Raw genomic sequence first — 12,339 nt, forward strand, 5'->3', positions numbered from 1 at the left:
CCCTGGGGCCTGGGCGAAGGGATCCGCAGGCGGGGGCGGGGGTGCGAACGGATCGAAAGGTGGCGGAGGCGGGGGTGCGAACGGATCGAAAGGTGGCGGGGGAGCCATCGGATCTTCGGCCTGCTCGTCCTGAGCCACCGGCAGGTACATGTGGCGGGTGAACTGGCGCTGGAAGGCGCCACCACCACCGACCTTCACGCCCCTGCCGCCTTCACCGGACGAAACCGGGGTGCCATCGGGGAGCGTGACGGCCGTGTGACCGGAGTTCCATCCGATCACCAGGGCGCCGGGCGCGGTGCCCGGCTTGAAGCCGCGGGCGAGAAGGGCTTGTTCTTCGTTTCCGGTGTGGAAGCGGTCGCCGTAGATGGGCCTGCCAGTGGCCGCGTTGGCCACCCATGACGCCAGACCCGAGCAGTCCGTACCAGAGGGGGTATCGCCGCCCGTCCGATACGGCGTACCCGAAACCTGGTTGACCAGAGTCAACAGCGCTGTGGTCGCAATAACATCGATCATGCGGATGGACGCTAGCAATCGGATTTGCACACGCCAAAATCTGTGGTAGCCATCACTTTTCGGCATTCCAATGGCGTGAACAACAAATACCGTTGCGGGCCCGGCATTCTCAGTTGAATGCGGCTTGGCTGAGTGATGTTCCCATTGCAGCGGAATCGAATTCGCCAAACGCTGCGGTGAGCCTACGAAACGGCATGTCAAACCGCAAATCTGGGAAGCCGGCCGCAGCGTCGACCTGGGCCCGGCCACCGCTCGTGCGTCACGTCCTGACGGTTGCCACGATGAACTGTCGTCATCGTAGATTTGGCCCGTGGTGAATCGATCAAGAGCCACGGGCAACGAGAAAACGTCAAAGCAAATGGACCTGTGGAGCAAGCACTTTCACACCAAGGGGCCGTGACGACCGCCGGGATCAGCGGAACACGCCCATACCCCCGTCGACCATGAGGGTCTGGCCCGTGATGAAGGCGCCGTCATCGCCCACCAGGAACGCCACAACAGCCCCAATGTCCTCACGCGTACGGCCGACGCGCTTGAGTGGAACCGCACGAAGTGCCCGGTCGAAATCCTTCGGGGCCACGTCCTGCCAGAATTGAACGCCGGGGGAGTCCGCGAACGGGCAGATCACGTTGACCCGCACGTTGTCGCGGCCCCATTCGAGGGCCGCTGCCTTTGACATGCCGCGGATCGCTTCCTTCGCAGCGCCATAGGCTGCGAACTGTGATTGCCCACCCGTTCCCGACCCTGACCCGAGATTGACGATGACGCCACCGCCAGCTGCCTTCATTGTGGGATACGCCGCCTGCATCAGGAAGAACGTCGCGCGGGGACCAACGTCGAATACCAGGTCGTAGTCATCGGAGGTGATGTCCGTCAACGGTTTTGGTTCGTTGGTGGCAATCGCGTTGTTCACCAGTGCATCCACCCGTCCGTACCCGGCCAGGGCTGCGTCGATGATCTTGCGGGGGCTGGCGGGATCCCGTAGATCGGCGATGATCGATTCGGAAGTCCAACCAGCCGTGGCGAATTCGGCGACAGTCGCCGCGAGCTCGTCGACCTGGTGATCGACCAGCAAGACGGATGCGCCGCGCTCCAACAGTGCTCCGGCGACGCCCTTGCCCACCCCCTGTGCGGCCCCGGTGACGATCACCGCGCGACCGGCGAGCGACCGAGCGTGCGAGTAGTCGGCGGTCATGACATCCCGCCGGGTGCGCTGCCGTGGATGGCAGCGAGAGTCCTTGCGGTGCCGGGTAGTAACTCGACGAAGTCGGCCAGCGGCGCGCCTGCCGCCGGACCATTGAGGTGGACCATGGCGTCAACCTACCGGCACGCCACGGTCGACGGGTACGTTTGCGTCGTGGCGCGAAGCGGCGGGTGGTGGCTCACGAGCTCGGAGCACGTCGTGACGGACGAGGTGCCCGCAGCCCCGGACGAGGTGCGCGACTTCTACTGCGACCTGCACAACATCACCCGCGTCCACCCGCTCGTCGTCTCGGTCCAGACAATCGAACGCGACGAGACCATCGACTCCTATACCCAGACATACCGCGTCCGCGACCGCATCCCCTTCGGACGCTTCACGATGGCGATCACCTACACCGCACGGGTCCACGTCCCGACACGCGGCGACGTTCTGACCGAAGCACGCCAGTTTCCCCAGGTCCGACTGCACGGGAAGGTGTCCTTCGACCCGGTTGACGGGGGCACCCGGGTCACCGAACGGCTCAGGATCGAGGCCCCACGACCCCTGGCGGCGACGACGGTGCGACAGGCAGTGAAAGCGCATGGCGAGATGCTCGCGGGCATCCGTCGATGCTTCGAATGACGATGACATTGATAACGCCACCACAGGATTCTGGCAATCGCGAGGCGTAGGGTGGCCGGGTTGTCGAGCCAAGCCGACGCCAATGAGGCGCATACAACGAGGAGGCGCCTATGAGTGCGATGAACCGGAAACTAGCGCTGGAACCCCATTTCGACGATATCCAGGCCCATTATGACCTTTCCGACGAGTTCTTCCGACTGTTTCTCGACGACACTCAGACCTACAGCTGCGCCTACTTCCAGCGCGATGACATGTCACTCGAAGAGGCCCAACTAGCCAAGATCGACCTTGCCCTCGGCAAACTCCATCTCGAGCCGGGCATGACGCTGCTGGACATCGGCTGTGGCTGGGGCGCCACCATGAAGCGAGCCATCGAGAAGTACGACGTCAACGTCGTAGGGCTGACTCTGAGCCGCAATCAGGCCGCGCACGTCGAGAACGTGATTGCCGAAATCCCTGGCGACCGGGACAGGCGCGTCGAGCTCATGGGGTGGGAGGAATTCGGTGGGTCCGTCGACCGCATCGTCTCCATCGGGGCCTTCGAGCACTTCGGCTACGACCGGTACGGCCACTTCTTCGACATGGCATACGAGGCCATGCCCGATGACGGAATCATGTTGCTGCACACCATCACCCGCGCGGGCCCCGAAGAGCGGGAGGAATTACGGCTCCCGGTGACCATGACATTGCTGAAGTTCACCAAGTTCATTGGCGACGAGATCTTCCCCGGCGGTCAGATCCCCGTGGTCGCGGAGGTGGAGAAGTTCTCAGGAGAAGCGGGCTTCACCGTCGACCGGATCCACCGGCTCAGGGAGCACTACGCGAAGACGCTAGACATCTGGGCGGCCACGTTGGCGGCTCGCCGCGATGACGCCATCGCCCTCCAATCGGAAGAGATGTACGAGCGGTACATGAAGTACCTGACGGGTTGCTCCAACTTCTTCCACAAGGGCTACACCGATCTCTGTCAGTTCACCCTGGCCAAGTAGGCCTTTACAGATTGCTTCCAAAGTGTCACGCTCTTGTCTGGTGTCGCGATAGGCTCGACGTACCGCACGACAACAGTCTCAGAGGTGGAATGCGATGAGCGCTCGGACGTTTGGAACCCGTTCCAGGGCCAATGCCGGTGGGTTGGGCAAGTACCAGCTCGACGTCACCGCATGCGACGTCGTCGACGTCGTGCGCTCGGCAGGCGGCTGGCTCTTCGATCGGTCGATGGCGGGTTGGAGCGTCAACGTGCTGATGCCCGGTGGATGCGACCCTCTGCCGCTGCAAATCCTCGGCGTCAATGCGGGGCCGCGGGATCAGCACGACGACTCGACCGCGCCGGCACGCGCCCTGGCCCTTGCCGCGTCCGCCGACGCCGTTTGCGCGGACGACGAGCTCAGGACGAACGTGCTGCGTGCCATGAAGCGCGGGATGGGCGACGTCCTCATCTGGGGCAACTCGTGGCCGGAAGGCATCGAGCGCGGCGTCGATCTCGTCGAGCACGAGCTCAGCGCCGCCGCCCGCGCCTTCAAGGGACATGCGCTCGCGGCCCTCGGCCTTTCCGAGCCGGTCGGCATGACCGAGGCCTTTCGTGGGCGGGCGAGCTTCCTCGCCGGCTACTCCGACCTGACGCCTTCGGTTGCCACTTCCTTGGCCCAGCGGTAGTCGGCCTTCCCCGCGGGGGAGCGCACCACCTTCGGCGTCCGGATGAACGCCTTCGGGATCTTGTAGCGGGCGATCGACGTTCTGCACACCTCGACGAGATCCTCGTCGGAGGCCTCGGCGCCGTCGGCCAACTGAACGACGGCGACCACTTCGCTGCCCCAACGCTCCGACGGTCGGCCCACCACGACGACGTCGTACACGCTCGGATGAGCGGCGATCGCGCGTTCGACCTCCTCGACGAAGATCTTCTCGCCGCCGGAGTTGATGGTGACCGAGTCTCGGCCAAGCAGCTGAATTCGTCCGTCGGACAACACATCCGCCCGGTCGCCTGGCACCGACCACCGCACGCCGTCGATGGTCGGGAACGTCTTGGCCGTCTTGGCCTGATCGCCGAGGTAGCCCAGCGGGATCAGGTCGCGCCGCGCCAGCCAGCCCTTGCCCTCGCCTGGTCGCAGCACCCGGTCGAGATCCGCGGAGACGACGGCGGTATCCGACTGCGGGGTGAAAGTCGCAGCCTGCGTCTCGGCGCCCGCGGTCGTTGCGGTGCTCATCTGCGCGCCGGACTCCGAGGCGCCGACTGCGTCGAGCAGCATCAGGTGGGGCAGCGCCGCCAGGATGCGCTCGCGCACCGTCGGTGACAGCGGGGCACCGCCGTTGGTGATGGTGAACAGGCCGGACAGGTCGTAGTCGCCGGTCTCGATCTCGTCGAGCAGCGGACGCGCGATCGCGTCGCCCACCACGGGGAGGCTCAGCACCTTCTCGCTCTCGACGAGCCGGAGCACCTCGGCGGGGCGCATCCGCTCGACGTCGTCGGGGATCACCAGCCGCCCGCCCATCGTGACGGCGTTGAAGGCGGCCCACTGAGCGGCGCCGTGCATGAACGGCGGAATCATCATCATCGACATCGCGCCCGCCGACGCTCGCGCCTTCTCGGCCAATTCGTCGTGTGACGCCATGGGCTGGTCGCTGCCCCACGGCCGGCCGCCCATCGACGATAGGAAGATGTCGTGCTGGCGCCACAACACGCCCTTGGGCATGCCCGTCGTGCCGCCGGTGTAGAGGACGTAGAGGTCGTCGCCGGACGGGGTGGGCATGCCGTCGGCCGGCGTCGGGGTGGACAGGATGGTCTCGTAGTCGACGGCACCAGGCAGCAGCGCGTTGCCCGATTGGTCGGCGACCTGGACCAGTACGCGAAGGTGCGGCAGCCGGTCACGGATCGCGGCCACCCGAGGGGCGAACTCGGCGGGGTAGACAAGCGCCTTGGACTTCGAGTCGGTCAGCAGGTACAGCAACTCGTCCTCGACGTAGCGATAGCTCGTGTTGAAGGGCGCCACACGGGCCCGGTAGGAGCCGATCATCGCCTCGAGGTACTCGTTGCCGTTGCGCAGGTAGATGCCGAGGTGGTCCTGCCCGGACTCGTGGCCCGCCAGCGCGTCGCGCTCGGTGTGGCAGCCCAGTCCGACCGAGGTCAGGTAGTTGGCGAAGCCGTCCACCCTTCGGTCAACCTCGGCGTAGGACAGCCGGCTGCCCCGCCACACCAGGAACGTCTGATCCGGGATCGTCCTGGCCACCGTGCCGAAGACGTCCGACAGGTTGAAGCTGATACCGCTACCCATGAGTCATGAACATACAGTGGCTTGCTGAGCGTATGGTCTGACGGTCGTCGGTCAGCCGGGAAAGAATCCCGCTCCGGTCAACGTGCCCGGCTGCCAGCCCTGCGCGCCCAGGCACACCATCGGACGGCCGTCGGGCGCCTGCGCGGCCACCTTCGGATTGGGGCACGGTGAACCGATCTCCTTGACCCCCTGCAGCGGGTAGGACGACACCCAGAAACCCGTGTAGACCGGTGGCCACTGGTTCGGGATGTAGTGGCACGCCAGCGTCGAGCCGCCGCGACTGCGGCCGAACGTGAACAGCTGATAGTTGTCGCACGGGGCGCTCAGCGCGGCCTCGTAGTTCATGCCGGGCACGTCGGTCGGATAACGGCCGGGGGTGTCCGGATACATCGGGCCTGGGTCGGGAAACGGATCGGCCATGGCGGACGGCGCCAGTGCGATGGCCGCCCCTGCGATCGCGACGGCGATCGTCAGCTCGCGAATCATGTGGATGAGCCCTCCAAACACGGTCGCCGCCCGGGCGGCTCCATCGACGTTGCGGCAAAGCCTAACGGGTCTCGTCGAGGACAAGAGCGCTTTCGATCGAGGCGCTAGGAGCAGCGGCCGTGGGTCATCCCCGTCATTCGCCGTCGAGCACGCTCACCGCGATGCCGTAGGGCAGGAACCGCACCTTGCGACCCGGATCGGTGTTGTTCCTGTTGGCGCGCAACGCGTCCAGTTCGCATCTGTACACCTCTTCGATGTGCGCGCCCCCGGCCTCATCGACGGTGTAGATGGACCAGACGCCGTCGCCGGTCTCACCCGCGGTCTCGGGCTCGGTCCTGGGGCGGGTCGACCTGGTGAACTCGTCGAGCAGCGTCGCCCAGCTCGCCTGCTTGCCGAGGCGGCCCAGTGCGTCCCGCAAGCCATCACCGGCCTCGCGCATGACGCGGTCGAAGTCCTCGGGGTCGATTCCGAAGGGATTCTGGCTCATGACGGACTCCTCATCTGCGCCGACTACCTGCGGAGCTTGTCTCCAGTGTGCAGCGCGTCGGTCGACTTCGCCACGGCGTTCACCCATCGGCGAACTTCAGTGGTAAGTGATTGGGTATGAACGCCACCCGGACCGAACTGCTCGCCGCCGTCGAACGTTCACCGCAGGCAGCGGGAGTCCACGACCGCGACGGCTGGGTCGGGCTCTTCACCCCAGAGGGGTGCATCGAGGACCCCGTCGGCTCGAGGCCACACCGCGGACGTGCGCAGATCGAGCGGTTCTACGACACCTTCATCGGACCGAGGGACATCACCTTCCACCGGCACACCGACGTCGTCTCGGGTTCGACCGTCATCCGCGACGTGACCCTCGAGGTGCAGATGGGGTCGTCGGTGACGATGCTGATCCCCACCTTTCTGCGCTACGACCTCGACGGTGAACTGAGAATTCAGCGGTTGCAGGCATTTTGGGAGCTTCCCGCGATGGTGTGGCAGTTCGCGCGTAGCGGCGTCGGCGCCGTGCCCGCGGGCGTTCGACTTCTCCGTGCGCTGCTTGCCAACCAGGGGCCGTCCGGAACGGGGGGTTTCCTGACGGGCTTCAGCGGGGTGGGCGCTCGCGCGAAGCCGCACCTCGCCGCGCTGCTCGACGACGCCTGCGCTGGCGACGAGGTCGCAGTGAAGCGGCGGTTGGCCGACACCGCACAGATCACCAGGGGAGACACCGACCGGATCGGGACGTCCGAACTGGTGGCTCTGCTGCACGGCGCCAGCTGGGACGGGATGATCCGCGCCGGGCACTCCGTCGTCGCCAGGGTGGAGCGCGCAGACCGTCATTTCGTGCTCCTCGCTGAGATCGACACCCATCCGATGACGGGCGGACGGAGCTGGGTGGGCCATCGGAGACGGATCCGTGCGGTGCGCGTGTTCGCCGAGGACCGGCCGACGTGAGACTGTGGTTGAACCATGTCTGACTACGACTCCATGACGTATGAGGAATTCGGTCGCCGGTTCTTCGAGATCGCCGTGACCGAGGAACGTGTCGGTGCCGCGATCGGACAGATCGCCGGCGCCGAGTTCCAGATCGGACCGATTGCACAGGGGCCCGGCAAGATCGCGAAGGTCACCGCCAAGGTCAAGGTTCAGCAACCGGCCGTGACGCGCAAGATCGGGCCGCAGATCACGTTCGACATCCGCATTCCGCTGGAGATCGACATGGTGATCGACCTGCGCATCGACAAGCCGCGCTTCATGGTGTTCGGCGAGATCGCCCTGCGGGCCACGGCCGTCGCCGCACATCCGCTGACGCTGATCCTGGACGTGCAGAAGCCGCGACCGTCCGACATCTCGATCCACATCACCTCGAAGACGTTGCGCGCCGAGTTGCTGAGGGTGGTCGCAGGTATCGACGCGGAGATCAAGAGGTTCATCGCGCTGCACGTCGCGGGCGAGATCGACAGCCCGGAGTCCGAGAAGGCCAAGGTCATCGACGTCGGTAGTCAGATCGCCGAGGTGTGGACCGGCGCCTGATTGGGCCAACCACAGAATTTCGCCGTAGTCTTTGCCGCGTGGACAGCAAATCGAAACCCGCCCGGATCGCCGTCTTGACCGTTGGCGTGCTCTCCGCTGCTCTGATGGCCGCAGCTCCCGCGCTGGCGGATCCTTCCACGGATCCGTCAACGGATGCTTCCACGGACGCCTTCATCAACTCGCTGGGCTCGGCGGGAGTCGGAATGGTCGACCCTGCCCAGGCGGCCGACCTCGGCCAGTCGGTGTGCCCGATGCTGTCGCAGCCCGGCCAGGACATGGCGGACACCGCAGCTCAGGTCGCCGACGCCGGCGGCATGTCCCTCGGCCCAGCGACCATGTTCACCGGCTTGGCGATCTCCGCCTTCTGCCCGAGCGCCATGAGCGCGATGGCCAACGGCGAGTCCCCCATTCCGCTGGGCCTACTCGGCGGACTCAGCGGCTTCGGCTCCTAGCGCCGTCGCCACGGGTTCGAGTTCCGGACGCTTCGGGCCACGCCCGTTGCCGCTGGACAACCCCCTCAGGTGACGCCAGATCCACGGCATCAGCAGATTCTGCGTCCACAGGGCTTGCGAATACATCCGTGACCGGAAGTCCGGCCTGACGGCGTCGGCTCTCGACGCCGCCCAATCATGGCTGCTGTCAGGCAGGTCGAGAGCCTCGGCGGCGGCCGCGGCGAACAGGGCGTGCCCACGGGGTGAGCCGTGCACGCGGTCGGGGCTCCAGACGTCCGGATCGCCCATCGACGGAGCGTCATAGAGGTCGACGAGCCGAAACCCGTGTCGCACGGCGGCCGCGCGGATGACCGCGTTGATCTGCAACACCCGGCCTCCGAGGAAGCGCCCGACCGGCAGGATCTTCTCCAGATCGGGGAATGTCGTCGTCACGATCGTGGCGCCGGTTTCGGCGAGCCTGTCGTGTAGCAGGTCGATGTCCGCGAGCGCGTTGTCGAAGGTGCGGCCGGGTCTGGTGACGTCGTTCATCCCGATGCAGCTGGTGATCAGGTCGGGCCGCATGGCGATGGCGTTGGGAAGCTGGTCGTCGAGGACGTCGCGGATGCGGCGGCCGCGCACGGCGAGGTTCGCGTACTGGACACCGGGGTGCAGTTCCTCGAGCCTGGCGGCGAGCCGATCGGCGAAGCCCTTCACGCCGGACGCGTCGTCGCCGTCCCACAGACCTTCGGTCTGGCTGTCGCCGAGTGCGACGTATCGCAGGTATGACCCATCAGTCACGGAGGCGACTCTAGCGGCGGCCCACCGACGCGTGTCGGCCGCACTCGACCGGATGGCCCTCAGCGGCGTGGGGGACCGTAGTGTTCCGGTTCGACGGAGGAGTTGACGACGTGCCACGAATGAGTGCCGGACTGCTGCTGTACCGGACCGGCGGGGGTGACGTCGAGGTGCTGATCGGCCATCCGGGCGGGCCGTTCTGGGCGCGCAAGGACGAAGCGGCGTGGTCGATTCCGAAGGGCGAGTACGCCGACGACGAGGATCCGTGGGCGGCGGCTCAGCGTGAGTTCGTCGAGGAGATCGGCCTCCCCGTGCCGGACGGTCCGCGCACCGCGCTGCCGCCGGTGAAACAGTCCGGCGGCAAGATCGTCACCGCCTTCGCCGTGGAAGCGGACCTCGACGTCACCGACAGCGTGAGCAACACCTTCGAACTGGAATGGCCGAAGGGATCGGGAAGGGTCAAGGAGTATCCCGAAATCGACCGCGTGGGTTGGTTTTCCATCGCAGAGGCTCAGACGAAGCTGCTGAAGGGTCAGCGCCCGCTGCTGGATTCCCTCATCGCCCATCTCGAAGACGTCTAACCGGAGAAGTCTCGATGGCGTTGATCGTCAGCTTGCGGCCGTGGATCCGCCAGCCCGCGGGCGTCAGCAGGTATTCGTCGTCGTACCGCAGATGCCACACCACGTCGGTGACCTGATCACCCGAGCGCGTCCAGTGATGCGCGATGCACGTGATGCGACCGAGCGCGTAACCGGGACCCGGCCCGTCGGCGTACACCTCGCCGACGATCGCGTGCTCGGTGCGGTCGACCGCTGCAAGCGCCTCCATCGCCTCGCGAACTCCGTCCCTGCCCCGCTTGACGATGACCGGATCCAGCTCGCGCGGCGGATCGGGAAGCCTCAATTCGGCTGTCTCGGTGAACAGTTCGATGACGTCGCCGTACCGGCGATCGTCGACGGCGGCGGCGTATAGATTGACCAGGTCCGCCACCGCAAGCCGGTCGCCCATGTGCAGCGTCACGGCAGGCCGTTGCCGCGCCGGATGTCCTCCCAGCACCTGAACCGGGACTGGCCGGTCTGCTGCATGCACACCCGGACCGGCGTCTCCTGCTCGGTGGGCAGCGGCGTCTCCGTCGGATCGATCGTCACCGTAGGTGGAGGCACCTCACCCTGGCTCAGCGACCAGATCGTCGCGCTGGTGCCCTGCAGCGCCGAGCAGTACGCCGTCGTTCCGCTCGCAGTGGTGCCGGTGCTACCCGCCGGGGAGCAGTCCGCGCCGATGACCGCGGCAGGGACCGGTGCCGAGGTGGTCGTGATCGTGTCGGTAGTCGTGGTCTCCGTGGGAGTGTCGGTGGTCGTGGCGGGCGGCGGAGGAGGCGGTGGCGGAGGCGGTAACGGTGCCGCCCGCGACGTGGTCGGCGTCGCGGTGGCCGGTGAAGGGACCCGCTCGTCGTCGGCCCTGGTCCACTCGAAGAGGCCGAACCCGATGGCCGCGACGAGAAGGATGGCCAGCACCGCGGGCACGATGACGCCCGCGCGCAACGGCGACCGTCGCTGCGGTGCCGCCGTGGGCACGGCTGGGGAGAGCCGTGTCTCGTCGGAGTCGTCGTTGCCGAGCCGGTGTCGCAGTGCACGGGCGAAATCGGCGCAGCGCTCGTACCGATCCGTTGGATCCTTGGCCAGCGCCTTGGCGAAGACGGGGTCCAGCGACGCGAGGTCGGGGCGCCGGTCACCGATCGCCGGCGGTGCCGCCGACAGATGCTGGCTGATGACCACGGCGGGATTCGAGTTCCGAAACGGCGGGACACCCGTCAACAGATGGAAGGCGGAGGCGGCCAATGCGTACTGATCCGCGCGCCCGTCCATGGCGCCGCCCATGAGCTGCTCGGGCGCGGCGTATGACACCGTGCCCACCGTCATGTTCGTCGCGGTGAGCCCGCTCGGATCATCGACCCAGCGGGCGATTCCGAAGTCCGCCAACAGAATTCGACTCTCAGACGACCCGGGGTTGGCCAGCAGGATGTTGGCGGGCTTCACGTCCCTGTGCAACAGGAGGCGTTGGTGCGCGTAGTCCAGCGCATCGGCGACGGCAGCGACGATCTCGGCGACCTCCGCCCCTGGCATCCCGTTGCGGAACTGGTCCTGCAGCAGACGACCGGCATCGGTGCCGTCGACGTAGTCCATGTCGATCCAGAGCTGACCGTCGAACTCGCCCCTGTCGTGCACGCCGACGATGTGGGGGTGCCACAGCGATGCGGCGATGTCCGCCTCGCGGTTGAACCGTTCGCGGTATTCGCGGTCCGCCGATACCTCGGGCCGCAGCACCTTCAGTGCGTCCTGGCGCGGCAATCGCGGATGCCGTACCAGGTAGACCTCGCCCATCCCGCCCGAGCCCAGGCGCCGCACGATGGTGTAACCGGCAAAGGTGGACCCCTCCTCCAACGGCATGGGCGAATAGTAGTCGGCCCGATGCGATCAGAGGTCGAGGATCAGGCCCTCGTCATCCGCGGCCCGCGAGACGCAGATCAGCATCATCCCGGCGTCGCGTTCGGGGTCGGTGAGCAGCGTGTCGCGATGATCCACCCCGCCCGCGAGCACCCGGGTGCGGCAGGTCCCGCAGAAACCCTGCTGACAGGAGTACGCAGCGTGCACGCCCTCGCGGTTCAGCGCCGCCAACAGCGTCTCGTCGCCGCCGACGCGGATGTCTCGACCCGTCGATGCCACCGACACCGAGAACTCGCTGCCGTCGACGACCGGGGGTGCCGCAAAGCGTTCGAAGTGCAGCTCGACGTCGTCGCGTCCCGCCAGCTCCATCCGCAGGGCCGTCAGCACCGGCGCGGGGCCGCACGCGTACACCGTCGTCCCATCGGGGCAGTCGCCGAGCAGTTCGGCGGCCGTCGGCAGGCCCGCCTCGTCGTCGGTGCGGACGTCGATGCGGTCACCGAACCGCGCCAGCTCGTCGAGGAACGGCAGGGTGTCGCGGCTGCGGCCCGCATAGATCATCGACC

General features: G+C 66.7%; 16 protein-coding genes. 7 read left to right on the forward strand and 9 right to left on the reverse strand.

Annotation, left to right across the window (positions count from 1 at the left end):
• A partial coding sequence (locus tag ACRDUX_RS08540) for an NlpC/P60 family protein (protein WP_526412887.1) occupies positions 1-513 on the reverse strand: 513 nt, incomplete at its 3' end.
• Between the two features lie 412 nt (positions 514-925).
• A complete protein-coding gene (locus tag ACRDUX_RS08545; protein WP_526412889.1) occupies positions 926-1,708 on the reverse strand; it encodes an SDR family NAD(P)-dependent oxidoreductase in 783 nt (260 codons plus the stop codon).
• A 114-nt stretch (positions 1,709-1,822) separates the two neighbouring features.
• Here ACRDUX_RS08545 and ACRDUX_RS08550 point away from each other — a divergent pair, with 114 nt between their 5' ends.
• The 3 genes from ACRDUX_RS08550 to ACRDUX_RS08560 all read left to right on the forward strand — a co-directional run bounded on the left by ACRDUX_RS08550 (position 1,823) and on the right by ACRDUX_RS08560 (position 3,991).
• Positions 1,823-2,338 carry an SRPBCC family protein gene (locus ACRDUX_RS08550; RefSeq protein WP_526412891.1) on the forward strand — a complete coding sequence of 172 codons (516 nt, stop codon included), beginning with the start codon at positions 1,823-1,825 and terminating at the stop codon, positions 2,336-2,338.
• A gap of 110 nt (positions 2,339-2,448) precedes the next feature.
• Complete coding sequence (locus ACRDUX_RS08555) at positions 2,449-3,327, forward strand: cyclopropane mycolic acid synthase family methyltransferase (RefSeq protein ID WP_526412893.1); 879 nt, start codon at positions 2,449-2,451, stop codon at positions 3,325-3,327.
• A gap of 94 nt (positions 3,328-3,421) precedes the next feature.
• Positions 3,422-3,991 (forward strand): hypothetical protein, encoded by a 570-nt coding sequence (locus ACRDUX_RS08560; RefSeq protein ID WP_526412895.1) that lies wholly within the window; start codon positions 3,422-3,424, stop codon positions 3,989-3,991.
• Here ACRDUX_RS08560 and ACRDUX_RS08565 read toward each other — a convergent pair.
• The 3 genes from ACRDUX_RS08565 to ACRDUX_RS08575 all read right to left on the reverse strand — a co-directional run bounded on the left by ACRDUX_RS08565 (position 3,943) and on the right by ACRDUX_RS08575 (position 6,580).
• Positions 3,943-5,607: an acyl-CoA synthetase gene (locus ACRDUX_RS08565; RefSeq protein ID WP_526412897.1), complete on the reverse strand. Its 1,665-nt coding sequence runs from the start codon at positions 5,605-5,607 to the stop codon at positions 3,943-3,945. The genes ACRDUX_RS08560 and ACRDUX_RS08565 overlap by 49 nt on opposite strands.
• A 51-nt stretch (positions 5,608-5,658) precedes the next feature.
• Entirely contained in the window at positions 5,659-6,093 is a 435-nt protein-coding gene (locus ACRDUX_RS08570) for a hypothetical protein (RefSeq protein ID WP_526412899.1), read from the reverse strand.
• Positions 6,094-6,226: 133 nt separating this feature from the next.
• Positions 6,227-6,580 carry an Rv0313 family protein gene (locus tag ACRDUX_RS08575; protein ID WP_526412901.1) on the reverse strand — a complete coding sequence of 118 codons (354 nt, stop codon included), beginning with the start codon at positions 6,578-6,580 and terminating at the stop codon, positions 6,227-6,229.
• 116 nt (positions 6,581-6,696) lie between these two features.
• On the opposite strand from ACRDUX_RS08575, the gene ACRDUX_RS08580 reads away from it, so the two are divergent.
• Genes ACRDUX_RS08580 through ACRDUX_RS08590 form a run of 3 tightly spaced genes read left to right on the forward strand, consistent with a single transcriptional unit; the run spans position 6,697 to position 8,558 of the window.
• On the forward strand, positions 6,697-7,527 hold the full coding sequence (locus ACRDUX_RS08580; protein WP_526412903.1) for a ketosteroid isomerase family protein: 831 nt from the start codon (positions 6,697-6,699) through the stop codon (positions 7,525-7,527).
• Between the two features lie 15 nt (positions 7,528-7,542).
• Entirely contained in the window at positions 7,543-8,106 is a 564-nt protein-coding gene (locus ACRDUX_RS08585; RefSeq protein WP_526412905.1) for a hypothetical protein, read from the forward strand.
• Positions 8,107-8,144: 38 nt separating this feature from the next.
• Entirely contained in the window at positions 8,145-8,558 is a 414-nt protein-coding gene (locus ACRDUX_RS08590; RefSeq protein ID WP_526412907.1) for a DUF732 domain-containing protein, read from the forward strand.
• Here ACRDUX_RS08590 and ACRDUX_RS08595 read toward each other — a convergent pair.
• Positions 8,526-9,335, reverse strand: coding sequence for an SGNH/GDSL hydrolase family protein (locus tag ACRDUX_RS08595; protein ID WP_526412909.1), 810 nt, complete (start codon positions 9,333-9,335; stop codon positions 8,526-8,528). The genes ACRDUX_RS08590 and ACRDUX_RS08595 overlap by 33 nt on opposite strands.
• A gap of 110 nt (positions 9,336-9,445) precedes the next feature.
• On the opposite strand from ACRDUX_RS08595, the gene ACRDUX_RS08600 reads away from it, so the two are divergent.
• Complete coding sequence (locus ACRDUX_RS08600; RefSeq protein ID WP_526412911.1) at positions 9,446-9,913, forward strand: NUDIX hydrolase; 468 nt, start codon at positions 9,446-9,448, stop codon at positions 9,911-9,913.
• Here the strand turns inward: ACRDUX_RS08600 and ACRDUX_RS08605 are convergent.
• The 3 genes from ACRDUX_RS08605 to ACRDUX_RS08615 form a co-directional block, all read right to left on the reverse strand.
• Entirely contained in the window at positions 9,888-10,352 is a 465-nt protein-coding gene (locus ACRDUX_RS08605; RefSeq protein ID WP_526412913.1) for a nuclear transport factor 2 family protein, read from the reverse strand. The genes ACRDUX_RS08600 and ACRDUX_RS08605 overlap by 26 nt on opposite strands.
• A complete protein-coding gene (locus tag ACRDUX_RS08610; protein ID WP_526412915.1) occupies positions 10,349-11,779 on the reverse strand; it encodes a serine/threonine-protein kinase in 1,431 nt (476 codons plus the stop codon). Before ACRDUX_RS08610 ends, ACRDUX_RS08605 begins: the two co-directional genes overlap by 4 nt.
• A 27-nt stretch (positions 11,780-11,806) precedes the next feature.
• Positions 11,807-12,339, reverse strand: a 533-nt coding sequence (locus ACRDUX_RS08615) for a flavin reductase family protein (protein WP_526412917.1), incomplete at its 5' end; no start/stop codon positions are given.

The organism is Mycobacterium sp. (assembly GCF_050701675.1).
Lineage (GTDB): Bacteria > Actinomycetota > Actinomycetes > Mycobacteriales > Mycobacteriaceae > Mycobacterium.

What these genes read in the sequence shown, in the direction of transcription:
- ACRDUX_RS08545 (WP_526412889.1), bottom strand. Translation starts at nt 1,708, where the DNA reads ATGACCGCCGACTACTCGCACGCTCGGTCGCTCGCCGGTCGCGCGGTG.
- ACRDUX_RS08550 (WP_526412891.1), top strand. Translation starts at nt 1,823, where the DNA reads ATGGCGTCAACCTACCGGCACGCCACGGTCGACGGGTACGTTTGCGTC.
- ACRDUX_RS08555 (WP_526412893.1), top strand. Translation starts at nt 2,449, where the DNA reads ATGAGTGCGATGAACCGGAAACTAGCGCTGGAACCCCATTTCGACGAT.
- ACRDUX_RS08560 (WP_526412895.1), top strand. Translation starts at nt 3,422, where the DNA reads ATGAGCGCTCGGACGTTTGGAACCCGTTCCAGGGCCAATGCCGGTGGG.
- ACRDUX_RS08565 (WP_526412897.1), bottom strand. Translation starts at nt 5,607, where the DNA reads ATGGGTAGCGGTATCAGCTTCAACCTGTCGGACGTCTTCGGCACGGTG.
- ACRDUX_RS08570 (WP_526412899.1), bottom strand. Translation starts at nt 6,093, where the DNA reads ATGATTCGCGAGCTGACGATCGCCGTCGCGATCGCAGGGGCGGCCATC.
- ACRDUX_RS08575 (WP_526412901.1), bottom strand. Translation starts at nt 6,580, where the DNA reads ATGAGCCAGAATCCCTTCGGAATCGACCCCGAGGACTTCGACCGCGTC.
- ACRDUX_RS08580 (WP_526412903.1), top strand. Translation starts at nt 6,697, where the DNA reads ATGAACGCCACCCGGACCGAACTGCTCGCCGCCGTCGAACGTTCACCG.
- ACRDUX_RS08585 (WP_526412905.1), top strand. Translation starts at nt 7,543, where the DNA reads ATGTCTGACTACGACTCCATGACGTATGAGGAATTCGGTCGCCGGTTC.
- ACRDUX_RS08610 (WP_526412915.1), bottom strand. Translation starts at nt 11,779, where the DNA reads ATGCCGTTGGAGGAGGGGTCCACCTTTGCCGGTTACACCATCGTGCGG.